At 62.1% G+C, this 21,143-nt stretch carries 26 protein-coding genes and 1 tRNA gene; 8 read left to right on the top strand and 19 right to left on the bottom strand.

Features of this window, described 5'->3' with window-relative positions:
* The first annotated feature begins 108 nt into the window (after positions 1 to 108).
* Positions 109 to 1,362 (top strand): lipopolysaccharide biosynthesis protein, encoded by a 1,254-nt coding sequence (locus OSJ75_RS12625; protein WP_267228325.1) that lies wholly within the window; start codon positions 109 to 111, stop codon positions 1,360 to 1,362.
* Here the strand turns inward: OSJ75_RS12625 and OSJ75_RS12620 are convergent.
* The 3 genes from OSJ75_RS12620 to OSJ75_RS12610 are packed head-to-tail and all read right to left on the bottom strand — an operon-like array spanning position 1,359 to position 4,152.
* Entirely contained in the window at positions 1,359 to 2,225 is an 867-nt protein-coding gene (locus OSJ75_RS12620) for a DUF6492 family protein (RefSeq protein WP_267228324.1), read from the bottom strand. The genes OSJ75_RS12625 and OSJ75_RS12620 overlap by 4 nt on opposite strands.
* Positions 2,222 to 2,986, bottom strand: coding sequence for a WecB/TagA/CpsF family glycosyltransferase (locus tag OSJ75_RS12615; RefSeq protein ID WP_267228323.1), 765 nt, complete (start codon positions 2,984 to 2,986; stop codon positions 2,222 to 2,224). Before OSJ75_RS12615 ends, OSJ75_RS12620 begins: the two co-directional genes overlap by 4 nt.
* Positions 2,983 to 4,152, bottom strand: a complete 1,170-nt coding sequence (locus OSJ75_RS12610; protein WP_267228322.1) for a glycosyltransferase — start codon at positions 4,150 to 4,152, stop codon at positions 2,983 to 2,985. Before OSJ75_RS12610 ends, OSJ75_RS12615 begins: the two co-directional genes overlap by 4 nt.
* 112 nt (positions 4,153 to 4,264) lie before the next feature.
* On the opposite strand from OSJ75_RS12610, the gene OSJ75_RS12605 reads away from it, so the two are divergent.
* The 3 genes from OSJ75_RS12605 to proC all read left to right on the top strand — a co-directional run bounded on the left by OSJ75_RS12605 (position 4,265) and on the right by proC (position 7,417).
* A complete protein-coding gene (locus tag OSJ75_RS12605) occupies positions 4,265 to 5,254 on the top strand; it encodes a glycosyltransferase family 2 protein (protein WP_267228321.1) in 990 nt (329 codons plus the stop codon).
* The gene (locus OSJ75_RS12600; protein WP_267228320.1) at positions 5,223 to 6,524 is read left to right on the top strand and encodes an O-antigen ligase family protein; all 1,302 of its coding nucleotides are present in this window, start codon (positions 5,223 to 5,225) and stop codon (positions 6,522 to 6,524) included. The genes OSJ75_RS12605 and OSJ75_RS12600 overlap by 32 nt, the downstream gene beginning before the upstream one ends.
* A gap of 71 nt (positions 6,525 to 6,595) precedes the next feature.
* Positions 6,596 to 7,417 carry a pyrroline-5-carboxylate reductase gene (gene proC / locus OSJ75_RS12595; protein WP_267228319.1) on the top strand — a complete coding sequence of 274 codons (822 nt, stop codon included), beginning with the start codon at positions 6,596 to 6,598 and terminating at the stop codon, positions 7,415 to 7,417.
* Positions 7,418 to 7,453: 36 nt separating this feature from the next.
* Here proC and OSJ75_RS12590 read toward each other — a convergent pair whose 3' ends face one another.
* The 7 genes from OSJ75_RS12590 to OSJ75_RS12560 all read right to left on the bottom strand — a co-directional run bounded on the left by OSJ75_RS12590 (position 7,454) and on the right by OSJ75_RS12560 (position 13,591).
* The gene (locus OSJ75_RS12590) at positions 7,454 to 7,837 is read right to left on the bottom strand and encodes a hypothetical protein (RefSeq protein ID WP_267228318.1); all 384 of its coding nucleotides are present in this window, start codon (positions 7,835 to 7,837) and stop codon (positions 7,454 to 7,456) included.
* A 164-nt stretch (positions 7,838 to 8,001) separates the two neighbouring features.
* Positions 8,002 to 9,027 carry an LLM class flavin-dependent oxidoreductase gene (locus tag OSJ75_RS12585; RefSeq protein ID WP_267228317.1) on the bottom strand — a complete coding sequence of 342 codons (1,026 nt, stop codon included), beginning with the start codon at positions 9,025 to 9,027 and terminating at the stop codon, positions 8,002 to 8,004.
* 151 nt (positions 9,028 to 9,178) lie between these two features.
* Positions 9,179 to 9,382: a hypothetical protein gene (locus tag OSJ75_RS12580; protein WP_250015301.1), complete on the bottom strand. Its 204-nt coding sequence runs from the start codon at positions 9,380 to 9,382 to the stop codon at positions 9,179 to 9,181.
* 285 nt (positions 9,383 to 9,667) lie between these two features.
* A complete protein-coding gene (locus OSJ75_RS12575) occupies positions 9,668 to 10,018 on the bottom strand; it encodes a hypothetical protein (protein ID WP_267228316.1) in 351 nt (116 codons plus the stop codon).
* 463 nt (positions 10,019 to 10,481) lie between these two features.
* Entirely contained in the window at positions 10,482 to 10,700 is a 219-nt protein-coding gene (locus tag OSJ75_RS12570) for a hypothetical protein (protein ID WP_267228315.1), read from the bottom strand.
* A 136-nt stretch (positions 10,701 to 10,836) separates the two neighbouring features.
* Positions 10,837 to 12,108 (bottom strand): glycerate kinase type-2 family protein, encoded by a 1,272-nt coding sequence (locus tag OSJ75_RS12565; protein WP_267228314.1) that lies wholly within the window; start codon positions 12,106 to 12,108, stop codon positions 10,837 to 10,839.
* Positions 12,109 to 12,214: 106 nt separating this feature from the next.
* Complete coding sequence (locus OSJ75_RS12560; RefSeq protein ID WP_267228313.1) at positions 12,215 to 13,591, bottom strand: amidase; 1,377 nt, start codon at positions 13,589 to 13,591, stop codon at positions 12,215 to 12,217.
* 140 nt (positions 13,592 to 13,731) lie between these two features.
* On the opposite strand from OSJ75_RS12560, the gene OSJ75_RS12555 reads away from it, so the two are divergent.
* A complete protein-coding gene (locus tag OSJ75_RS12555; protein ID WP_250015308.1) occupies positions 13,732 to 13,875 on the top strand; it encodes a DUF1127 domain-containing protein in 144 nt (47 codons plus the stop codon).
* A gap of 162 nt (positions 13,876 to 14,037) precedes the next feature.
* Here OSJ75_RS12555 and OSJ75_RS12550 read toward each other — a convergent pair whose 3' ends face one another.
* On the bottom strand, positions 14,038 to 14,262 hold the full coding sequence (locus OSJ75_RS12550; RefSeq protein ID WP_250015309.1) for a hypothetical protein: 225 nt from the start codon (positions 14,260 to 14,262) through the stop codon (positions 14,038 to 14,040).
* A gap of 133 nt (positions 14,263 to 14,395) precedes the next feature.
* Between OSJ75_RS12550 and OSJ75_RS12545 the strand changes: the two genes are divergently transcribed.
* Positions 14,396 to 14,824, top strand: coding sequence for an META domain-containing protein (locus OSJ75_RS12545; protein ID WP_267228312.1), 429 nt, complete (start codon positions 14,396 to 14,398; stop codon positions 14,822 to 14,824).
* Here the strand turns inward: OSJ75_RS12545 and OSJ75_RS12540 are convergent.
* Positions 14,821 to 15,717, bottom strand: a complete 897-nt coding sequence (locus tag OSJ75_RS12540) for a LysR family transcriptional regulator (protein WP_267228311.1) — start codon at positions 15,715 to 15,717, stop codon at positions 14,821 to 14,823. The two genes, OSJ75_RS12545 and OSJ75_RS12540, sit on opposite strands and share 4 nt — an antisense overlap.
* Positions 15,718 to 15,836: 119 nt before the next feature.
* Here OSJ75_RS12540 and OSJ75_RS12535 point away from each other — a divergent pair, with 119 nt between their 5' ends.
* Entirely contained in the window at positions 15,837 to 16,571 is a 735-nt protein-coding gene (locus OSJ75_RS12535; RefSeq protein WP_267228310.1) for an SDR family oxidoreductase, read from the top strand.
* 81 nt (positions 16,572 to 16,652) lie between these two features.
* On the opposite strand, the gene OSJ75_RS12530 is transcribed toward OSJ75_RS12535, so the two are convergent.
* The 3 genes from OSJ75_RS12530 to OSJ75_RS12520 all read right to left on the bottom strand — a co-directional run bounded on the left by OSJ75_RS12530 (position 16,653) and on the right by OSJ75_RS12520 (position 17,545).
* Positions 16,653 to 16,970 (bottom strand): addiction module antidote protein, encoded by a 318-nt coding sequence (locus OSJ75_RS12530; protein ID WP_267228309.1) that lies wholly within the window; start codon positions 16,968 to 16,970, stop codon positions 16,653 to 16,655.
* A gap of 11 nt (positions 16,971 to 16,981) precedes the next feature.
* Positions 16,982 to 17,272: a type II toxin-antitoxin system RelE/ParE family toxin gene (locus OSJ75_RS12525; protein ID WP_267228308.1), complete on the bottom strand. Its 291-nt coding sequence runs from the start codon at positions 17,270 to 17,272 to the stop codon at positions 16,982 to 16,984.
* A gap of 197 nt (positions 17,273 to 17,469) precedes the next feature.
* Positions 17,470 to 17,545, bottom strand: a tRNA-Phe gene (locus OSJ75_RS12520).
* A gap of 185 nt (positions 17,546 to 17,730) precedes the next feature.
* Here OSJ75_RS12520 and OSJ75_RS12515 point away from each other — a divergent pair.
* Positions 17,731 to 18,816 (top strand): Gfo/Idh/MocA family protein, encoded by a 1,086-nt coding sequence (locus OSJ75_RS12515; RefSeq protein WP_267228307.1) that lies wholly within the window; start codon positions 17,731 to 17,733, stop codon positions 18,814 to 18,816.
* Here OSJ75_RS12515 and OSJ75_RS12510 read toward each other — a convergent pair.
* The 4 genes from OSJ75_RS12510 to infA form a co-directional block, all read right to left on the bottom strand.
* Positions 18,803 to 19,966, bottom strand: coding sequence for a Gfo/Idh/MocA family protein (locus tag OSJ75_RS12510; protein WP_267228306.1), 1,164 nt, complete (start codon positions 19,964 to 19,966; stop codon positions 18,803 to 18,805). The genes OSJ75_RS12515 and OSJ75_RS12510 overlap by 14 nt on opposite strands.
* Before the next feature lie 65 nt (positions 19,967 to 20,031).
* Entirely contained in the window at positions 20,032 to 20,241 is a 210-nt protein-coding gene (yacG, locus tag OSJ75_RS12505) for a DNA gyrase inhibitor YacG (RefSeq protein ID WP_250015324.1), read from the bottom strand.
* 10 nt (positions 20,242 to 20,251) lie between these two features.
* Positions 20,252 to 20,869 carry a Maf-like protein gene (locus OSJ75_RS12500; RefSeq protein WP_250015326.1) on the bottom strand — a complete coding sequence of 206 codons (618 nt, stop codon included), beginning with the start codon at positions 20,867 to 20,869 and terminating at the stop codon, positions 20,252 to 20,254.
* 30 nt (positions 20,870 to 20,899) lie between these two features.
* The gene (gene infA / locus OSJ75_RS12495) at positions 20,900 to 21,118 is read right to left on the bottom strand and encodes a translation initiation factor IF-1 (RefSeq protein WP_008122731.1); all 219 of its coding nucleotides are present in this window, start codon (positions 21,116 to 21,118) and stop codon (positions 20,900 to 20,902) included.
* Positions 21,119 to 21,143 lie beyond the last annotated feature (25 nt).

The following is a 21,143-nucleotide window of genomic DNA, read 5'->3' as shown; positions in this document are numbered from 1 at the left end:
TAATGGTAGGCTTGGCATCGATCGTCCCGCCCGATATTGCTGCGTGAGCACAAGGTGTTAAGGCTTTTCGTCCAAGATCAGCCAACCGCCCTCAGGCAGGAAGTGAAATTGGTTCTGCGCCACATCAAAGCCAATCAAGGCATCATTCGCGATTATTTTTCGGTGATCAGCGGTTCGGCCGGCAGGCTCGTCATTTCGCTCGCCTATTTCGTGGCGCTCGCCAATACGCTGACCATTGCCGAATTCGGCCTTTTTGCCACTGCTTCGGCGACGGGCGTCATGCTTTCCCGGCTCGTTTCCTTCGGCTTCGTTTCTCCGCTCTACCGGGTGGCGACGGTCAAGCCGCATCTGATCGGCGCCTATACCGGCGGCTTTCTCGCCGCGGTGGTGCTGTCGCTGCCCTTTTTCCTGGCGGCAGCTTTTCTCGCCCATTTGATCTTCTTCGGTTCGAGCCTGCCGCTCGCCACTTTCGCCGTCATCGTCGGTGCCGAAGCGCTGCTCTGGCGCTCGCTCGAAGTCGTCGTCATCGTCAATAACGGCCTCAACCGGTTCGGCCGCGCCGCGATCCTCGTCGTCATCGGCACCGCCCTGCGGGCAATCGCCGCCGTGCTTTTCGCCTTCTCCTGGGTCACGAGCCTCGAGGCCTGGAGCTGGTGGTATGCCGGCGCCAATGGCATCGCATTGCTGATCGCCATCATCTATTTCTATCCGAGGGTCAGGCTGCGGCTCGTGCCGAGGATCTACAACCGGCGGCTCGCCGACTCCTTCGCGGTCGCAGGGGCGGAAGTGCTGTTCTATGTGCAGTCCGAACTGGACAAGCTGCTGGTGCTGGCCATTGGCGGCCCGCAGACGGCCGGCGTCTATTCGATCATCATGCGGCTGGTCGACCTGACAGCCCTGCCCATCCGCTCGTTCAACATGATGCTGGTGCAGAAGCTGATGCGCACGCCCGACATGCTGCGCTCCCTCACCACGCGGATCGGCCTCGAAGCCGGCGTTTTCCTCGTCTCGGCGATCGGTCTCGGCGGATTGGCGCTTTTCCTGCATCTCTTCCCGCGGGCGCTGGGCGGCAATGTCGCCTCCGTCGTTGCGCTGCTGCCGCTGGTGCTGCTCGTCCCGGGCTTCCGCAATCTCCTCGAATATCAGGCTGAAATTCTCTATGCGCGCGGCCAGTCGGGCATTCGCGCGGTCAATCTTGCCGTTCTCGGCGTCGCCAAGGCGGGCCTGCTCTATCTGCTCCTGACCCGCATGCCGGGCGTCGACGACTGGCTGGTCTGGCTCAATGCGGTTTTTGCCGCGCTCTATCTGCTCTCGGCGATCCTGACATATCGCGCCATCAGGCGGCCGGCACGCCGGGTCTAGAGCCGCAGCAATCGCCGGATGCGCCCGGTATTGTCGCCGGTGAAGGATTGTATACCGATGGCCACCTGATGCGGCGCCATGCCTGCCACGAAGGCGAGAAGTTCCTCATCCGTGGGTGCCGGCGCGAACCAGTGGATGCGGCACAATTCCGCTCCATCGTGGAAAAACCCGTCTCCGCCGACGACTTCATCCGCATAGCGCCCATAGATCATACATTCGGAAAAACGCCGCTCGCGACCGATGGCTGCAATCCAGTGCCGGCCCGACAGTTGTTCAATGTGGCTGCACATGCCGATGACGGTCTCGCGCCGCCAGGCAATCAGCGTGCCGACATAATCATGGCCCTCTGCACTCGTCACCGGCAGGCCGAGCAGCTTTCCGGCATTGGCCGACCAGATGCGCTGATCGCCCGGCACCGGCCTTAGCAAGTCGCCATCGCGGCGGAACAGCCGCAGATCGCCGCCGCGCCACAGCGACGCGCAGTCCAACGGCTTGAGAAATGTGACGTCGGAATCGACATAGAACAGGGCGTCGTCCTCAAGATGCGACGCAATGGCTATCCTGCGCAGCTGCTGTGCGTGCCAGCCGCGCAACGGCATCGTCCGCGGCGAGAGCCAGAGCCTGCGGCGACCCAGATTTGTCGGGTCCGGAAAAGGCCTGATCCAGCCGGGAAGCAGGTCGCGCTCGTCCACCACCTGGCGGCGTGGACCTTCGAGCTGCTTGAACAGGGCGACGTCGCGGTGCTCGACCAGGATGTAATGCTTGCTGTGCCCGGTCACGAAACGATCCATCGTCTCGCATAACAGCCGGCAACGCTCGAAATCCGGAGCATAGCTCGCCGTTACCACCGCTACTGAACTCATTTGACGCCCTTCAATTTCGCCTGAAGCACGCGTATCAGGAAAAGCGGGTTTCCGACAATATAGCGCCGCCACAGCCGCCGCGGCTCCTGCATCAGCCGGTAGGCCCATTCCAGCCGCAGGCGCTGGATATGGGCCGGGGCGCGGGGCACGGCGCCGCCCATGAAATCGAAGAGCGCGCCGACACCGAAGGCCAGGATGCAATGTTGCGGGCCGAGCATCCGCGCCATGAACAATTCCTGCCGGGGAACGCCCATGGCGACCAGCAGGATATGCGGGGCGAAGTCCTGCAATGCCTGCGACAGGCGGGGCTCGTCGGCGGGGGTGAAAAACCCGTCGCTGATGATGCGGAATTCATGCTGCGGCGCGACCTCGCCGAATTTGGCCGCCGCGCGCTTCACCACCTCCGGCCGGGCGCCGATGAGGCCGATACGCAGCGGCTGTTGCAGCGCCTGCAGCAGCGCCGGGGTGAAATCGGTACCGTTGAGATTGGCCGGAAATGGCGTGCCATGCAGCAGTTTCGAGGCTATATCGACGCCGATTCCATCCGGCAGGACCAGAAAATCCTGCAGAACCGAGCGAAATTCGCTGTTCTCGCAGGCGAGATTGGCGTTATGGGCGTTGAGCCAGGTCACGCGGGTGAATTGGCGCGATGAAATCCGCTCCGCCATCTCGGCGATCGCCTCGTCTCGGCGCAGAGGCGCTACCGGCACGCCGAGGATCAGGCGCCCCGGTATCGGGCCGTTGTCATCCGTCCGGCTCAACTCGACTTTTCCAGTCTTGCCAGTCCAAGCCGCAGTTGCGCGTCGAGCCGTTCGACCTGCGCGGCATGGAACGACGTTCCGTCGCAATCGAGGTTCTCTCCGGATCTGGAGCGGGCGACCAGCCGGTTGACGGCAGCGGCGAAGGTGCGTGGATCATCGGCGACCGCGCAATTCTCCGGAACGCCGGCGATGCCGCGGACCGAAAGCGAGGTCGCAACGCTCGGCAGGCCGAGTTCGAACGTCTCGATCGTCTTCAGCTGTACCCCGGTCCCTGCCCTGCTGATGAGCGGAATGACGGCGGAGCCAAGCACGAACTGCTTCGCATCCGGCACGCGCCCGGCGAACTCGACCTTCGGCCACGCGGCCTTGAGGTCGGCAGGCGTCGCCCCGGCCACCGTCACGCGGATCTGAGGGTCGAGATGCGGCGCGACCTCGCGCAGGAACCATTCGAGCCCGATCCTGTTCGGCTGCCAGGTCCATGTACCGATAAGGCCGATGTCGCGCTCAATGCGGCGCGGGCCCTGGCGCGGTGGCACGGTGCCGGTCGCAAGCGGCAGTGCCGCCGCCTTGTCGCTGCCGGCGAGGCCGAGCGCTGCAATATCCTCTTCGGCAAGCGTGAAGACGAACGCCGCACGGTCGCACAGGCGGCGTTCCAGCCCGGCGAGCAACCGAGCCTCGCGGCCAAACAGGAACTTCTGGATGCGGCTGGCGGCAGCCTGAGCGTTTTCGGCGGCGGACCGGTGCTCGACATTATGCGCAACGAACATTTGCGGCCGGTCGTTGAAGCAGTCTTCGAAAGTTCCGGATAGTGGAACTCCGTTCAGCATATAGAAATCGAAGGGTTCGGCCCGTGCCATGGCTGCACGCAGATCCCGGCGCGAAACCACCCGCAATTTGACCGAAGAAACCGTTAATCCGGTGGCAAACGCCTTCGCTATCCACCCGATCTTGCGCAAGATGCCCGCCGTTTCGTTACGGACATCGACCTCGCCGAGTACGATCGTCTGCGCCGGGTCGGCAGGCTTGCTCCCCGGCCAGATGAAACCGAGCACGGTCACCTTGACGCCAAGGCGCACCAGGCCGTCGATGATCGCCTTGTTGGCAATCTCGTAGCCCGTGGTAGGGTTTCCGTCTGGAACCAGAGATGTTACGAACAAAACATGCATCGATCTTGTTTTCTCGCCGCGCTTTCTTCGGCGCGTAATGAATTATTGAACAAGTGGCGTCTATACCCTGTGAAGATAAATAACGGATAAATAGTTTTGGGCGCGATCTTCGATGCAACTGCCTGACAATATTTCCATCGTGGCGCAATCGCCCGGGCTGGAACCGGAGAAGATCGAGGTCGTGGTGACGCTCCCGACCTTCAAGCGACCGGAACATCTGCTGAAGACACTGGCGTCTCTCGAAGCCCAGCAGACGCGCAGGCGCTTTGCCGTGATCGTCATGGAAAACGAAGCCGAGCGGCGGGAGGGCGCGGCAGCGGCGCTCGAGCTGTTTGCCGGCGGGAAGATCCCCGGCCTGCTGATCATCGCCCATGATCGCGGCAATTGTAACGCCTATAATGCCGGCTGGCGGACGGCGCTTGCGGTCTTTCCGCGCTTTTCCTCGCTGGTCGTCATCGATGATGACGAGATCGCCGATCCGAACTGGCTGGAAAACCTCTGCGCCACGCGCGAAGCTTTCGGCGTCGATTTCGTCGGCGGCCCGCAAATCCCGATATTCGCGCGCAAGGAGCACCAATCCTTCGCATCGCATCCGGTTTTTCGCCCGCATTATTCGCAAACCGGGCCAGTTCCGATCCTTTATTCCTCCGGAAACCTCCTGATCGGGCGCAATGTCCTTGAGGCGATGCCGTTTCCATTTCTCGATCTCGCCTTCAACTTCATGGGCGGCGGAGATTCGGATTTCATCGACCGCAGCGTTCGCCGCGGCTTCCGCCTTGCCTGGTGCGCCGAAGCCCCGGTCTACGAGACAGTGCCCGAACGGCGTGTCGAGGCGAGCTGGATCAGGGCGCGCGCGCTGCGAAACGGCGTGATTTCAAGCCTTATCGAACGGCGCAAGCATGCCGGCGGCGCTTTCGGGCGCACGAAGACGACGCTGAAGAGCCTGGCCCTCCTCGCCGCATCGCCGGCAAGGGGCGCCGTGGCGGCGCTCAAATCAGGATCATTGTCCATCGGCGCCTATCCCATCTATATCGGGCTTGGGCGCGTGCTGGCGGATTTCGGATATTCGAATGAGCAATACCGGCAGCCTGAGAAGAATTGAACAGGCGATCCCGCTTCGCCTCGCCGCAAGCCTGATCGCGGCGCTGGTCCTCTGCGTCCTCATCATCTCGTTCCGGCCTTTCCAGCCGGCCAGCACTGCCGCTGCCGGCAGCGGCGGCGATCTCGTCAACCAGCTCGGCTTCGGCGCTCTCGGCGGCCTGTCCATCATCGCGATGATCGGGCTGGCCGATCCGCGCCGGCTGCTCTGCCTCGCAAGCCCGCTCTGGGCGCTCATGTTCGGCTTCCTGTTCTATTCCACCCTGATCGCCGTCGATCCGGCCGCGGCGCAGCGCGCCGTGATCTTCACATTGATCGGCGTGCTCTGCGTCATCGCGGTACTGGCCTTGCCGCGCGATGGCGACGGTTTCTCCCTCGTCCTCTCGATCGCGGGCATTGCAGTCCTGGTGCTGTCCTATGTCGGGCTTGCCGTCGTCCCCGACCTTGCCACACATACGGCGGCGGAGGTCGAGGCCCAGCACGCCGGCCTCTGGCGCGGCATCTTCGCCCACAAGAACATCGCCGCGCCGGTCATGGCCGCCTTCGTCTTCGCCGGCATCTACCTGATCCGCCGCCGCTGGCTGAAGCCCGGCATCGCCATATTGCTGCTGGCGCTGGTGTTCGTCGCCCATACCGGCTCGAAAACCTCGACGGCGCTGGTGCCGCTGGTGATCCTGCTCGTGATGCTGCCCGGCCTGATGGGCCTGCGCCTGATCACGGCGCTGATCATCGCCCTCGTCCTCTTCGCCTTCTTCTACTTCACCATCGGCACCGTTTTCTTCCCCGGCGCGCGCGATTTCCTGCTCAATCTCGGCGTCGATGCCACATTCACCGGCCGCTCCTCGATCTGGCAGTTCGCGCTGGAGAAACTGGCCGATACGCCCTGGCGCGGCTACGGGCTCGAAAGTTTCTGGGAAGCGCCCGTCGTGCAACAGGCGGAAAACCCCTATTATCTGGATTGGGACGTGCGCGGCATCGTTCATGCCCATAATGGCTATCTCGACATTGCCATCGCCATGGGTATCCCGGCGCTCGTCTGCGCCATGCTGGTGCTGGTGCTTTTGCCGCTGATCGATTATGTCCGCTGCCTGAAGAAGCGCGAGAATATCTTCCTCGCCGATTTCTTCATGATGTGCCTGACCTTCTCGCTGATGAACGCATTTCTCGAAAGCTTCTTCTTCCGGCGCGCCGATCCGGTCTGGCTGCTGGTGGTCATGGCGACCTTCGGCCTGCGGCTTACCGCAAGGCAGGTCATATTGCCTCGCTCCGCCTAATCGGCGGCGCTTGAGTTGACCACCGCCGGCTTAGGCATCAAATTGCACCCGATTCATCTGGGAGAACAAAAATGGACGGTAATCTGGTTCTGGTCGGCTGCGGCAATATGGGTTTCGCCATGCTCAAGGGTTGGCTCGCCGCAGGCATCCTGAAGCCGGAGCAGATCGCCGTCGTCGAACCGGCGGATGCCCTGCGCGAACGCGCGGCGACGCTCGGTGTCGCCGCCGTCGCCAATGTCGCGGCCCTCGCCGACGACTATCCGGCCCGCATCATCATTGTCGCGGTCAAGCCGCAGGTCATGGGCAATGTCCTGCCGGCCTACAAGCGCTTTGCCGGAAGCGCCACTTTCGTCAGCGTCGCGGCGGGCATAAAGGTCGGGTTCTTCGAAGATCATCTCGGAACGGGCACCGCCATCATCCGCACCATCCCGAATACGCCGGCGGCGATCGGCAAGGGCATGATCGTCACCTACCGCAACAGCCATGTCGATGCCGCCGATGCGGCGCTGGTCGATGAATTGCTGAAGACGAGCGGCGAAGTGGCGTCCGTAGCGGATGAAAGCCTGATCGATGCCGCGACGGCGGTCTCCGGCTCGGGCCCGGCCTATGTGTTCCACTTCATCGAATGCCTGACCGAAGCGGCGATCGCCGTGGGATTCGAGCCCGAAACGGCTGGGCTCCTCGCCATGCAGACCGTTTATGGCGCAGCCTCGCTCGCCGCCTCCAGCGCGGATTCGCCGACGCTGCTTCGCGAACAGGTAACGAGCCCGCGCGGCACGACCGCTGCGGCTCTCGATATCCTGATGGGCCACGACAAGCTGAAGCAGCTCATGGCCGAGGCCGTTTCCGCCGCCCATCAGCGCGCCATTGAACTCGGTTCCGGCGCGGCGTAGACCGCCGCGACCACCGGGTCAGCTATCGGATAGTGATCAGCCCGGCTTTTTGGTCACGAGCGTGAGCAGCCCCTTCGAATCGAGGCTGGCGATGACGACCGCCTCGGAGGTCAGCCCCTTTTCCTTCAGCGCTGCGGTCACCTCAGGCGATTGATCGATGGAGGAACGCAGCTTCTTCACATCGCTGTCGCTGCGCTGGGCAACGGCATCATTGACCTGGGTTTTCGTAGCTTCCGGCAGCTCGTTGATATCGACGATGTTGATCGTCGTGATCTGCGGAGCTGCGCTCTGACCCGGCGTTTCCGCCTTTGGTGCCGTCTCGGTGGCGCTGGGTGCAGGTTGGGTCGCCGTCTGTGCATAGGCCACGGATGTGGCCAGTGGGAAGACCGCACAGAGCGCGGCCACTATCATCTTTCGCATCGTTATTCCTTTCACGTGATTGGCGAACGATCATGCAGAATCAGGACATCAACGTCCGATTCATTGATGACTCGCGCAGTTCACGCGGGGAATTGGCCCTCAACCTGCCGACGATCAGGTTATTTCGGGGCAATGTCGTGGCGAAAATGTGTCCAGGCCGAAGACTACCCCGCCCTGGCGGCCTCCGCCGCCGCCGGTTCCGCCAACTGGATCATCTCGCGCGCCAGCAATTCGTAGGAGCGGACGCGGGCGGCGTGATCGAAGATCATTCCCGTCACCATGACCTCGTCTGCGCCGGTACGGGCGATGAATTCCTCGACGCCGGCCTTCGCCGTTTGCGGCGAGCCAGCCACGGAACAGGAGAGCGAGTGGCGCAATATTGCCCGCGCCTGGAGATCGAGCGTCTCTTCATAACCCGCGACGGGCGGCGGCAGCGGGCCCGGCCGACCGGTGCGCAGGTTGACGAAGGCCTGCTGCTGCGACGTCTGCAGCAATTTGGCCTCTTCGTCCGTATCGGCGACGAACACATTCAGACCGAGCATGACATAGGGTTTTTCGAGATAGGCGGAGGGCTGGAACCGCGCGCGATAGATCTCGATCGCCGGTTCAAGATCCGACGGCGCGAAATGCGAGGCGAAGGCATAGGGCAGGCCGAGCGCGGCGGCGAGCTGGGCGCCGAACAGGCTCGAGCCAAGAATCCACACCGGAACATCGAGGCCGGCTCCCGGGACCGCGATCACCCGCTGACCTTCCTCCGGCTCGCGGAAATAACCGAGCAGTTCGACCACGTCCTGGGGAAAACCGTTGATGTCCTGATCCAGGTTGCGCCGCAATGCCTGCGCGGTCAGCTGATCCGTGCCCGGCGCCCGGCCAACGCCAAGATCGATGCGGCCGGGATGCAGTGCGGCGAGCGTACCGAAGGCTTCGGCCACCATCAACGGCGAATGGTTCGGCAGCATGATGCCGCCGGCGCCGAGGCGTATCTTCGAGGTTCCGGCCGCGACATGCGCTATGACGACGGCTGTCGCCGCGCTGGCGATGCCGCGCATATTGTGGTGTTCGGCCAACCACAGGCGATTATAGCCGACACGCTCCGCGCTGCGTGCGAGATCGAGGGAGTTTCGGAGTGATTGGGCCGCGTTGCCGCCAACTACAATCGGTGAAAGGTCAAGAACGGATAATGGGGTCATTGCCAGAATATAGGCTGCCTCTTCCCCGGCGCAATAAGTGGCGGCCCGCCTGATGCTTCATAAATTTTGAACTCTGGTTCAATTCGCCATTCGAGGACGCCGCCGAGCGGCTTCGGCTACAGGCGATCCATCGGCCGACCCGTCGGCCGCGTCAGAGGCGCTTGTCCCCACTGGCCGCGGCACCAAGATTCAATCCATGCAACGGATGCAATTCAGCCTGGAGCTGTTCATCCGACTCGCGGATTGCCGTTTCGATGAAGTAGGCGATCATATCCAGCCCCTCCTGATCGGCGAGCGCGCACAACCTCGAAAGTTCTTCTTTCAGGACCTTCAATGTCTCCAAACGCTTGCTCATGCAATGCTCCCGCCCCGGACGTCCCTGCGAAGACTATCTGCACAGAGGCCCTGGATACTACCCGCGTTCAACAAAATATGGCGTTCTTGCTTATTGCCGTTTCTGCAAAAATCGACGCCGCTCACTTTTGCCACAATATATTTTTTTCGGATATCACAATAAATCGCTCTCGTCTCCATGTCGCTTGTATTATCAAGCAAAAATCTTCGTGAACTGCCTACGCAAGTTTGAAATATAATAAAACTTTAATAAATATGTAGCCAGCGATGCTGTCGCTTTTACCTGTCAAAGCTTTGAAAGTCTTACCTCTGCCTTGCCGCACAGCTTACTGTTGCCGTTCTTCACCGCTTTGTCGATGATGCCGGAGGCGAGATCCGAAACGACTTCGACCGCGATGTCTTCGGGCAGACCGGTCTCTTCCATGCCGGCGCGCATGGCGGCCTCGCTGGCCGCGGAATCCGATCCGCAGACATAGGCCCGCGCTTCGAGGAGCGCTGCGCGCTGGAACTTCTTGTTGTAGATTTCGCTCGTACCGCTGTCGGCCTCATCCATGCTGAAAGCATGAGCGGCCATTCCGCTGCCGAGAAGCGCGGTGCCTAGAATTGTCGCGAATGCGATTGATCTGCCGTAGCGCATCGTACCGACCTTTCCTCGCATGGCCGGAAAAATTCAGGAAATCGCCGCCATGCGAACCCTTTATTAACGGATGTGGTGGCGCAGATGTTCCATTCGGCGATTATCAAGACAATGTGAGGGTGCAACCACAGGTCATGTTGCGATGCACACGGCGCAATGCTGCTATGCAATATTGTCTATGTCATTTCATCTGCGTTGCGCTATCTTTGGATCAGGAATTTTCGACGGTATCTCCTCCTCCCGATCCGTCGAAACGGATGGTCTCTTCTCCTCCCAGAAGACCCTCCATAACCAACGAAACCCACCGCACCTCCTCCCGCGGTGGGTTTTGTTGTTTCAGGACCCGGCGCCTGTCCCAGGACATTTCATTCTCAAAGCCTTCATTGCCATTGCCGTCACACCCGGAAATGAAAATGCCGCCTCCCGGAGGAAGCGGCATCTGATCGGCCTACGAAGAACGCGCCTATTGCGGACGGGCAGTCTGGATGCGCCGCTGTTCGACGCTCTCTTCGAATGAAAGCTTCTTCTCCGGCGTTGCCTTTTGCATCAGTTCCTTTGGCGGCGGCACGAAGGACGTATCCGTGACGGGAGATTTGCCGGCAGTACCCGGTGTTTTCATTGCGGTCGTGCAACCGGCAATGGCTATGAGTGACAGAACGGCAAGGATGGGAGCTGCGCGCATTCGGCTTTCCTTTGTGGTGGGCCCAGAATCAGACGGGCATGCGGGGGTGCTTCCGTTGTACATCCAATCATGGCGATAGAAGGGTGGCAATCATGGCGACTGAAGGGTGGCAAACATGGCGACAGACGCGTGGCCCCTAGCGCACGAGGATTGCACGGAGATCATTGACGTTGGTGCCGGTCGGGCCGGGCACGAAAAGATCGCCCAGCGCCGAAAATGCAGTCCACGCATCATTGCCATTGAGAAAAGCTGCGGCATCGAGCCCCTTTTCATGCAGCCGTTCGACCGTGGTGCCATCGGCAAAAGCCCCGGCATTGTCTTCCGATCCGTCGATCCCATCCGTATCGGCCGCGAATGCGCTGATGCCCTCCGTCCCCTCTATGTCGATGGCGAGGGAGAGCAGGAATTCGGTGTTGCGTCCGCCCTTGCCCTTGTGGCGCACGGTGACCGTGGTTTCGCCGCCCGAAAGAATGACGACCGGCTTTGCGAAGGGCTGATTGCGCAAGGCGACATGTTTGGCCAGAGCCGAATGGACATGCGCGACCTCTCTCGCCTCACCCTCGATCGCGTCGGAAAGGATGAATGCTTCGACACCTGCCTTGCGCGCGGCATCGGCCGCCGCCTGCAGCGACACCCCTGCCGAGGCGATGACCTCGACCGCATGACCCTTGAAGACGGCATCGTTCGGCTGCGGGGCTGCTGCTGCTTCCGAGCGTAGATGCTCCATCGCCGCCGCCGGCAGGTCGAGCCTGTAGCGCTCGACGAAGCGCAGCGCATCCTCGCGGCTGGTGGCATCGGCTATGGTCGGACCCGAGGCGACAAAGGCCGGATTGTCACCCGGAATGTCGGAAACGATGAGCGAATGAACGCGGGCCGGATGTGCCGCAGCGGCGAGCCGGCCGCCCTTGATGGTCGAAAGGTGCTTGCGGATGGCATTCATGGCCGATATCGGCGCGCCCGACGCCAGAAGCGCCTTGTTGACCGCAATCTCGTCTTCGATCGTCATCCCCTCCGGCGGCGAAGGCAGCAAGGCCGATCCGCCGCCCGATATGAGCGCGACCACCAGATCGTCGGCGCTGAGGCCGCTAACGGCGTCGAGCAGCCGCTTCGACGCCACGAGCCCTGCGGCATCGGGAACGGGATGCGAGGCCTCGATGATCTCGATCTCATCACAGGGCGCGCCAAAGCCATAGCGCGTGACGACGACGCCCTCGATCGGCGCATCCCCATGGCGCTTTCTCCATGCCCGTTCGAAGGCCTGCGCCATCTGCGCGGAGCCCTTGCCGGCACCGACGACGATCGTCCTGCCTCTCGGCTTCTCCGGCAGATGCGCCTCGATCGTGGCCGCCGGGTCCGCTGCGTCGACCGCCGCGCGAAACAGCGCCTCAAAAAATTTCCTGTCATCCATAGGCTCAGGCTTCCATGCAGAGCAGGAACGAATAATGGCGGTTCAAGGGATACTCCTCTGGCAGAATTGCGGCCCATCCTGACCACACGGCGAAAAAATGCGAGTGCTATTTCTGCTTTTCCGCATGAAATTGGCCAATTGAGCCCCGCTGGGACAGCAGTATCTCCACGGCGGCGGCAGCGGCCAGCAGCCGCCCGTCCGCGCCATGCCGTGCCATCAGCATGAGCCCGACAGGCAGTTCCGTATCGGGGATCGGCAGGCTTATGGCCGTCAGGTCGAACTGGTTGGCGATTTGCGTATTGCGCAGGAGCAGGCCCTCGACCTCCCTGTAGACCGCATCATCGGCAACGGATTGATGTGTCGGCGCCACGATCGGCACCGTCGGCAGGGCAAGAAAGTCGAATTCCGCCAGCCGCGCATCCATTTCGCCCGCCAGCACCCGGCGTTTCTGCATCAGCGCGACATAGTCCCGTTCCGTCACGCCAAGGCGGCGCAGCAGCGGCCGCTGCACCCGCTGATCGACATCGAGTCCTGTCTTCTCGAGCCAGCCGGCATGAACGCGGCTCGCCTCGATACCGGCGATGGAGCCGATCGCCGTCGCCTCCGCCATGGCCTCGATGAGGTCGTCCAGCGAGTGTTCCACCAGCACCGCGCCCGCATGCTCGCAAAGCGCGATCGCCCGGGCAAACCCGCCGGCGACAGTCTCGTCGAGCGCCTGCAGCGGAATGCCGACCGGTATGCCGATCTTCACCCCGGCCAGTTGGCGCGGCGGCAGCGGATGATACGGCTCGCCGGCCATGATCGCGTCCGCCAGCGCACAGTCCGCCACGTTGCGTGCCAGCGGACCTATCGAATCAAGGCTCGGAGATAGCGGAAATGCGCCCGATAGCGGCACGCGCCTTGCCGTGGGCTTGAAGCCCGTGACACCGTTCAGCGCCGCGGGTATGCGCACCGAGCCGCCCGTGTCGGAGCCGATGGATATATCGCTCGTCCCTTCCGCCACCGACACCGCCGCACCGATCGACGATCCTCCGGCAACCCGCGCTGGATCCACGGCATTGCCGGCCGGCGCGGAGTGCGGGTTGAGCCCGACCGCCGTGAAGGCGAACTCCGTCATCAATGTCTTGCCGATGATTATCGCGCCGGCGGCGCGCAGACGTTGCACGACCAGCGCATCGGCAGCAGCGGGCTCCGCCTCGCGCCGCATCAGCGATCCGGCCAATGTCGGCTCGCCTTCCACATCGAAGAGGTCCTTGATCGAGACGATGCGGCCATCCAGCGGACCGAGCGGCCGGCCATCGACCCGGCGCTGGTCGGCGGCGTCCGCCTCCTGTCTCGCCCGCCCGGTATAGATGCGCGTGAATATCCGCTCATCGCCATTGCGGCCGGCAAGGACGCCGAGAACTTCGTCGACACGATCGCGCGCGGTTGGCTTCAAGGATTGCAAGGCTTTGGTCTCTCGAATGGCGGGGCGAATATTCATATCGACTGTCGCGGCCACGGTCAAAACGGCAGGTGCGCCATGCACTGGACTCAACGCTGCATTGCAACAATTGCAGTTTTCAGCCGCGCCGAATTGACGGAGACTTATCAGCGGGAGGGCCAACGATAAAGGGGTAGAACATGAGCCTTCGCAACCGCATCAGGAAATACCGTCAATACCGGCAGAACCTCTACGAGTTGAGCGTCTGCACGGACCGCAACCTTGCCGATCTTGGCATCGCACGCTCCGACATCCGACGCATCGCCTGGATGGCCTGCAATTGATCAGGTAGTGCTTGCGGGACCAGCCTCTGGTCTTTCCAGGGGCTGCGCCTCAGCGTCAGGCGAAAAACAGCACGTTTCTGCAAGCCGTTCGCAGCAACGAACGTGCATGGCAGAAAACCGTCCGGTCACATCAGGTTACATCCGGCCGCAAGGGCGAAACGTTCAGCAGGGCGGCTCGTCGCCAAGCTCCCTCGCCTTCCTCCGCAGCAATCCGTCTATTTCTTCCTGCACCTGCGATAGTCCCCAGCCATTGGCCAGGGCCTTCCGGTAGACGGAAAGCAATTGCACGGACGACACCTTGTCCAGATAGCGTTCGCGCAGAATATCACGGCAATTGACCGTCAATTGAACCTGATCGGCTCCACTTTCAGGAGATGTATTACTCACATCACGCACTCCCTGAGCGCGGCTCCACCCCGGTAATTGTCGCTTTCGGTCGTCAGCCGCAGCTTTATATTTGCAGAAAACCGGCGAATAGGCGAGTCTCGGCCTATCCGGGGCGATCAGGGGAACACGCATCATGTTATCGGGATCATGGAAATTCATTGCGGTCGTCATTGCCCTCATGGCGCTTTCCGGCCGGCCGGTATTGGCCGAGCCATCCCAAGCGCCGCGGGAATTGCAGGGACGATGGCTTGCCGAAGACATCGGCGGCGCCGGCGTGATCGACCGGCTCCAGACGATCCTCGAAATCCGCGAAGACGGGGCCATAGGCGGTTCGGGCGGTTGCAACCGCATGCGTGGAACAGCCAAAATCGAAGGCCGGAAGATCAATTTCGGGCCGATCGCAAGCACGAGGATGGCCTGCGTGCCCGCCGCGATGGTTCAGGAACGCAAATTCTTCGCGGCAATGGAAAAGGTTCGCTCGTGGCGGATCGACGAGAAGCGGCAAAAACTGGTGTTGCTGGACCGGCGCGGCAAGCGTCTGGTTGTCTTTACCAGGGCTTAGGCCAAGTCGACCGTACGGAAGACCTCCACCATCCAGTCCATGAATACGCGCAGCCGCGGCGAGAGCTGCTTGCTGCGCGGATAGAGCAGCGAGACCTGGCTGGGCGACGGCGGATAGTCCGGCAGGAGCGGTACGAGCTCGCCCGAATTGAAGTATTTTTCCAGCCGATAGCGCGGGGCCTGGATGATGCCGAGGCCGGCAAGGGCGGCGGCGAAATAGGTTTCCGCGCCCGTGACAGTCATCGCCACCGGCAGCGTGACAGTGCGCAGCGTGCCCTCGACGGAGAATTCCAGCGGCATGATCGCCCCGGTCGCCGATGAACGAAAGCCGATCATGGCGTGCCCCGCCAGGTCTTCGATCCGCTGCGGCGCGCCGCGGCTTTGGCAATAGGCCGGAGAGGCACATGTGGCCTCGCGCAGGACGGTGAGACGGCGGGCGACCATCTCGCTATCCTGGAGTTCACCGACGCGCAGCACGCAATCCACCCCTTCCCGCACGAGATCGACAAACCGGTCGCCCTCGCTCATGTGAAGCTCGATATCCGGATACAGGGCGAAAAATTCGCCGAGCCGGGGCATGACGAAGGTCCTCGCAAGCATTCCCTGGACGTCTACCCGCAGCAGCCCCTTTGGCTTGCCTTTCGAAAAAGCCGCCTCCGCATCCTCAAGATCGGCGATCAGCCGCTGGCAGCGGCCATAATATGCCTCGCCATCGAGTGTCGGCCGCACATGGCGCGTCGTTCGCTGCAGCAGGCGCGCTCCGAGCCGCGCCTCCAGCGCCTTGATCGCATCCGTCACTGTCGCGCGGGGCAGGCCAAGATCCTGCGCCGCCAGCGTGAAGCTGCGCCTTTCGACGATCCTGACGAATACCCGCATCGCATCATATCGATCCATTGTTCGAAAATCCGTATTATCCTGCCGAATTCTAGCCGATTATTCCTACAGCCGGGAGTGCTAAGTTTCGAGGATCGAAGCGAGACGACCGATCAAACTGCGACGAAAGGAACAATCTCATGAGCGATCGAAGGGTAGCCATCGTAACAGGTGCATCGCGCGGCATAGGTGCGGGCATAGCGGAGCGGCTGGCGAAGGATGGCTTCACCGTCATCGTCAATTATGCCGGTCGCCACCAGGACGCCGAGGCCGTGGTTGCCGGGATCGAGGCTGGTGGCGGCCAGGCGATAGCGGCACAGGCCGATGTGAGCGATCCGCAAGCCGTTGCGCGCATGTTCGACGCTGCAGAGGCGGCATTTGGCGGGATCGACGTGCTCGTCAACAATGCGGGCATCATGGCGCTCAAGCCCATCGCCGACAGCGACGACGCCATGTTCGACAGGATGATGGCGATCAACCTGAAAGGCAGCTTCAACTGCATGCGGGAGGCGGCGAGACGCGTACGCGACGGCGGTCGCATCATCAATCTTTCCACCAGCGTGGTCGGCATCCGGCTGGAGACCTACGGCATATATGCGGCGACGAAGGCGGCCGTAGAGACGATGGGCGCCATTCTTTCGAAGGAAATGCGTGGCCGCTCGATCACCGTCAACACCGTGGCGCCGGGCCCGACGGCAACCGACCTTTTCCTCGACGGGAAAACGCCCGAACTCGTCGAGCGACTGGCCAAGATGAACCCGCTGGAGCGGCTGGGCACGCCCGCCGACATCGCCTCCGTCGTCGCTTTCCTTGCCGGACCGGACGGCGGCTGGATCAACGGCCAGGTCGTCCGCGCCAATGGCGGCATGGTGTAAGTACATATCGGCGTGGGACTTTGCTCCAAGCGATGGCCCGTAAACTGGTGCCAATGAAGAAGTGCCTGGTTACGGGACCGATCAGGCGCTTCGGCGTGCTTCCGCCAGCGTTTCATGCGATGGCTCTGCCTTGAGCCGCATACCAAGCGCATGGAGAACCTTCAGCACCGTGGCGAATTCAGGATTGCCGCCATCGCTGAGCGCGCGGTAAAGGCTCTCTCGGGAAACTCCCGCGTCGCGAGCTATTCTGGTCATGCCTCTCGCGCGGGCAACATCTCCAATGGCAGCAGCAATGAGAGCGGGATCACCGTCTTCGAAAGCCGCGTTCACGTAGCCAAATATTGCTTCCTCATTGTCGAGATGCGCCGTGACGTCCCATTTTGTGGTTTCTGTCGTCATGAAAGTGATTCCTACAAATCGGCAGCCAGCGCTTTTGCGGACTTTATGTCTTCCACCTGCGTGGACTTGTCCCCGCCGCACAGCAGAATGACAATCGTGTTGCCTCTGTTTACATAATATACCCGATATCCCGGGCCACAATTCACTCGAAGTTCCCTTATTCCGTTACCAACGGCCTTGGCGTCTCCAGGATTCCCGAGCTCGAGTCGACGCAGGCGAGTGAGTATCCTCGACCGCGCATTCAGATCTTTGAGCTTTGCGAACCATATGGAAAACGCCTCCGTCTGCCTGACTTCCAGCATATGCAATACGTATCCTATGGGCTACAGTCCTGCAAGAGGTCGATAGGGTTTCCGCGCCGCCGGCCGCAGTGTATGCAATTGGCTGGCGTCACAGAATGGTGCGAGCCTGATAAACAGTCAGCTGTAGCGCTATGCAATACGACATTAGGCTGAGACGGCACCGCCGCAGACCATGATTGTGAGCTGAAAAGATGAAGTGGTGCCCAGACGCGGATTCGAACCACGGACACGCGGATTTTCAATCCGCTGCTCTACCAACTGAGCTATCTGGGCACTCCCGGCCCGCATTCGCGGCCTGTCGATCGACGTGTTGGTTTCCGTCGGAAGCGCGTGGGTTATAACACTAAAAATCGTCCTGTCCAGCATCAACTCACGAATTTTTCGCCGTTTTTCTGCCTCTTGCAAAGGGCAAGGATAGATGCGTTTGTTGATGCAGCTAAGGACGGGATTCGCAATCTATGGATGAAATGGGGGAGAGGGTGGCCACGCCGAAGCCATTTGGCTGGGGAATCATCGGCAGTGGCAGGGTGGCGGGGCAATTCGCATCGGATCTTGCCAGCGTCGAGGGCGCGGAACTTGTGGCAAATTATTCCCGCACGCAGGCGAATGCGACGCGCTTCGCCAAGAATTTCCTCAGCCTGCGGCCCTATGCCGATCTCGATGCTTTCCTGGCCGACCCGGCCATCGATGCCGTCTATATCGCGACGCCGAACTCGCTTCACGTGGCGCAGTCGCTGAAGGCGGTGCGCTCCGGCAAGCCGGTGCTTGTGGAAAAGCCCCTCGCCCCATCCCATGCCGAGGCAGCCGTTATCCAGCGTGAAGCGGCGCGTGCCAATGTCTTCGCCATGGAGGCGATGTGGACGCGTTTCCTGCCGGCGGTGATCGCAGCCAAGGCGAAGCTCGATGCGGGCGCCATAGGGACCGTGCGAAGACTGACGGCGGAACTCGCCTACAGGCACGAATTCGACCCGCAGGACCGCCTGTTCAGCCGCTCATTGGGCGGCGGCGCGACCCTCGACCTTGGCGTCTATTGCGTCTCGCTGGCCATGTATTTTCTCGGGCAGCCGCAGAAGGTCTCGGGCCTGTGGCATGCGGCGCCCAATGGCGTGGACATGAGTTCCGAAATCACGCTGCATTATGATCATGCGACAGCGGAGCTTTCCTGCGGCTTCGACAGGGATGGCGCCAATCATCTCGTGATCGAGGGGAGCGAAGGCGCGCTGAGGCTCGACAATCCGTTCCTCAAGGCGCAGCGCCTGACCCTCTATCAAGGGCTCGCATGCCGGGCTCCCTTCGGCCCATTGTCGGGTCCGCCCGGCCTCTTCGGCAAAATGCTGGATCGCCTTCCGATACCCGGCCGCAGCACGGAGGAATATCCGTTCGAGGGCAATGGCCTGCAATTCGAGGCGGAAGCCGCCATGCGCGCCATCCAGCGCGGCGAGACCGCAACGGCGGCGATGCCCATCGGCGACAGCGTCAATGTCCTGCGGGCGCTGAACCTCGTCCTGTCGCAGCCGGCATCGCAGAAGATCATCCGGCTTTAGCGGGCTCGAAGCTGCTCTGCAGCCTGTAGGGCTGCGGCAGCGATGCCGCATTGTTCAAGGCAAGCGCCAGTTCGGTGATATGCAAGGCGACATCGCCCGATGCGAAACAGCGCGTGCCAGCTTCGATCGCATCGGCCATGGCGGCAATTCCGCCGGCAAAATCGATGCGCGACGGATAATTCGGCAGGCGCAGGCGCCTGGCATCGCGCCCATAGCGTATCTTTCGGCCGGGAAGCGGCTTCGAATGGATGAACCTGCCAAGTTTCGCCTCCAGCCGTTCGGCAAGCTTCGTGGCAAGGCTGCGACCGCCATGGGCGCTTTCCAGATAGACCGGCGAGCTATGATCCCAGAGGTCGCCGACGGTCAGCGTGCCGGCATCTCCAAGTATGGTCATCGACCTGTCGCGCGGCGCGGCGAGCCCGTTTGTGAGCCTTGCCACGACGCCCGACCGGAATCGCAGCGCACCCACCGAAAAATCCGGGCCGGGCTCGATCGATCCGGTGCCAGGCCCCTTGTCCGGGAATGTCAGCGCGGAGAAGGCCGTTACGCTGTCGACGGGGCCGAACAGAGCGACGAGCCACGACAGCGCATAGCCGGCATGCTCCAGCGTGCAGCCGATCTCGAATTCATGCAGGCCCGGCCAGCGCGCCCCGGATACGGAACGCCATTCCTGCCATGGCGCGCGGAAAACCGGCCCATCCTCCATCTGGGCATAGACCAGCCGCGCCTGTCCGACGGCTCCCTGCCCGATCTTGTCAGCGACGAGCCGGTGGGCCGCGCTCAACGCATTGGCCGGCGCCGTTGCCAGGGTGAGACCGGCCGCTTCGGCAAGCGCCACAAGCTCCGCGGCTTCCTCGTAGCGCATCGCCAGCGGCTTTTCGCAATAGACGTGCTTGCCCGCCGCCAGCGCCTGCCGCGACAGGGCGTAATGGCTCTCCGGCGTCGTGAGATTGACGATGATCGCCACATCGCCATCGGCAAGCATCGACTGGAAATCGGGATAGGCGCGCGTGCCGTAATGGGCGCAGAATTGCGCGAGCCGCGCCTGATCGCGGTCATGGACCCCGCAGAGTTCGAGCTGCGGGTGATTGGCAAGCGTGGTCATATAGTAGTCGGCCACGAAGCCGGTGCCGATTATCGCGATCTTCATGCTGCGAACATTAGCGCCTCGAAGTGAAAAGAGGGTGAAGGCCAGCACCGGAACCCGGGGCTGCTTCAGCCCTCATCATCCTCATTACTGTCGTCGGCGCTCTCCACCGCGGGCAGGACATAGGCCCCGCTCAGCCAACGGTTGAGATCGATGTCGCGGCACCGGGCCGAGCAGAATGGATAATGCTCGCGCTGCGACGGCCGCTTGCACTCCGGGCACGGGCGTGGCGGGCGCAAGGGGGTCACTTTGGCTGAGGTTTTGTTTTCTTCGGTCAATGTCTCGTCCTCAATGGGCGGAAGACTGCCAATTGGAATAGACAGGGTAGCCTTCGCCGTGAAGCAGGCTCGCGGTTTCATGGAGCGGCAGGCCGACCACGTTGGAATAGGAGCCTACCAGCTTGACGACGAAGCCGCCGGCGAGGCCCTGGATGGCGTAGCCTCCCGCCTTGCCGCGCCACTCGCCGGACGCGAGATAGCTCTCCATCTCCTCGCGCGACAGCCGTTTGAAGCGCACGCGGGTTTCGACGAGGTCCTGGCGTAGCTTGCCGGAAGGCGTAACGAGGCAGAGCCCGGTATAGACGCGGTGCGAGCGCCCCGACAGCAGCCTCAGGCAGGCCGTGGCATCGTCGAGTATCTCCGCTTTGGGCAGGACGCGCCTGCCGACGGCCACCACGGTATCGGCGGCAATGATGAATGTGCCGGTGGTATCGCGCATCTCGCCGGCCACCTTCTCTGCCTTCAGGCGCGACAGGCGCCGTGCGAGCGAGCGCGGATGCTCGGCGCGCAGCGGGGTCTCGTCCACGTCGGCCGGTGCGAGACGATCAGGTTCTATGCCGATCTGGCCCAGGAGCGCCAGGCGGCGCGGCGAGCCCGATGCCAAAACAAGTTTCTGCTGATCGCTCATCCAGGATGTCCTGAGGCCGGGTGCGGAGGATTATTTGAAACGGTAGGTGATGCGACCCTTGGTCAGGTCGTAGGGGGTCATTTCGACGAGGACCTTGTCGCCGGCCAGGACGCGAATGCGATTCTTGCGCATGCGGCCTGCGGTATGCGCAATGATTTCATGATCGTTTTCAAGCTTCACGCGGAACATCGCGTTGGGCAGCAGCTCCGTTACCAGACCGGGAAACTCCAGTACTTCTTCTTTCGCCATGCGTTATTTTATCTCCAGATAAGTG

The sequence above is a fragment of the Phyllobacterium sp. 0TCS1.6A genome, from assembly GCF_026420825.1.
GTDB lineage: Bacteria > Pseudomonadota > Alphaproteobacteria > Rhizobiales > Rhizobiaceae > Phyllobacterium.
Note: the sequence above shows the minus strand (reverse complement) of the source record. Positions and strands in the feature narration are given on the sequence as shown.

What these genes read in the sequence shown, in the direction of transcription:
- OSJ75_RS12585 (WP_267228317.1), bottom strand. Translation starts at nt 9,027, where the DNA reads ATGACCCCATTATCCGTTCTTGACCTTTCACCGATTGTAGTTGGCGGC.
- OSJ75_RS12530 (WP_267228309.1), bottom strand. Translation starts at nt 16,970, where the DNA reads ATGACGACAGAAACCACAAAATGGGACGTCACGGCGCATCTCGACAAT.
- OSJ75_RS12555 (WP_250015308.1), top strand. Translation starts at nt 13,732, where the DNA reads ATGAGCCTTCGCAACCGCATCAGGAAATACCGTCAATACCGGCAGAAC.
- OSJ75_RS12540 (WP_267228311.1), bottom strand. Translation starts at nt 15,717, where the DNA reads ATGGATCGATATGATGCGATGCGGGTATTCGTCAGGATCGTCGAAAGG.
- OSJ75_RS12600 (WP_267228320.1), top strand. Translation starts at nt 5,223, where the DNA reads ATGAGCAATACCGGCAGCCTGAGAAGAATTGAACAGGCGATCCCGCTT.
- OSJ75_RS12510 (WP_267228306.1), bottom strand. Translation starts at nt 19,966, where the DNA reads ATGAAGATCGCGATAATCGGCACCGGCTTCGTGGCCGACTACTATATG.
- OSJ75_RS12610 (WP_267228322.1), bottom strand. Translation starts at nt 4,152, where the DNA reads ATGCATGTTTTGTTCGTAACATCTCTGGTTCCAGACGGAAACCCTACC.
- OSJ75_RS12535 (WP_267228310.1), top strand. Translation starts at nt 15,837, where the DNA reads ATGAGCGATCGAAGGGTAGCCATCGTAACAGGTGCATCGCGCGGCATA.
- OSJ75_RS12525 (WP_267228308.1), bottom strand. Translation starts at nt 17,272, where the DNA reads ATGCTGGAAGTCAGGCAGACGGAGGCGTTTTCCATATGGTTCGCAAAG.
- OSJ75_RS12620 (WP_267228324.1), bottom strand. Translation starts at nt 2,225, where the DNA reads ATGAGTTCAGTAGCGGTGGTAACGGCGAGCTATGCTCCGGATTTCGAG.
- OSJ75_RS12545 (WP_267228312.1), top strand. Translation starts at nt 14,396, where the DNA reads ATGTTATCGGGATCATGGAAATTCATTGCGGTCGTCATTGCCCTCATG.
- OSJ75_RS12560 (WP_267228313.1), bottom strand. Translation starts at nt 13,591, where the DNA reads ATGAATATTCGCCCCGCCATTCGAGAGACCAAAGCCTTGCAATCCTTG.
- OSJ75_RS12565 (WP_267228314.1), bottom strand. Translation starts at nt 12,108, where the DNA reads ATGGATGACAGGAAATTTTTTGAGGCGCTGTTTCGCGCGGCGGTCGAC.
- OSJ75_RS12580 (WP_250015301.1), bottom strand. Translation starts at nt 9,382, where the DNA reads ATGAGCAAGCGTTTGGAGACATTGAAGGTCCTGAAAGAAGAACTTTCG.
- OSJ75_RS12590 (WP_267228318.1), bottom strand. Translation starts at nt 7,837, where the DNA reads ATGCGAAAGATGATAGTGGCCGCGCTCTGTGCGGTCTTCCCACTGGCC.
- OSJ75_RS12515 (WP_267228307.1), top strand. Translation starts at nt 17,731, where the DNA reads ATGGATGAAATGGGGGAGAGGGTGGCCACGCCGAAGCCATTTGGCTGG.
- infA (WP_008122731.1), bottom strand. Translation starts at nt 21,118, where the DNA reads ATGGCGAAAGAAGAAGTACTGGAGTTTCCCGGTCTGGTAACGGAGCTG.
- OSJ75_RS12605 (WP_267228321.1), top strand. Translation starts at nt 4,265, where the DNA reads ATGCAACTGCCTGACAATATTTCCATCGTGGCGCAATCGCCCGGGCTG.
- proC (WP_267228319.1), top strand. Translation starts at nt 6,596, where the DNA reads ATGGACGGTAATCTGGTTCTGGTCGGCTGCGGCAATATGGGTTTCGCC.
- OSJ75_RS12575 (WP_267228316.1), bottom strand. Translation starts at nt 10,018, where the DNA reads ATGCGCTACGGCAGATCAATCGCATTCGCGACAATTCTAGGCACCGCG.
- OSJ75_RS12570 (WP_267228315.1), bottom strand. Translation starts at nt 10,700, where the DNA reads ATGCGCGCAGCTCCCATCCTTGCCGTTCTGTCACTCATAGCCATTGCC.
- OSJ75_RS12500 (WP_250015326.1), bottom strand. Translation starts at nt 20,869, where the DNA reads ATGAGCGATCAGCAGAAACTTGTTTTGGCATCGGGCTCGCCGCGCCGC.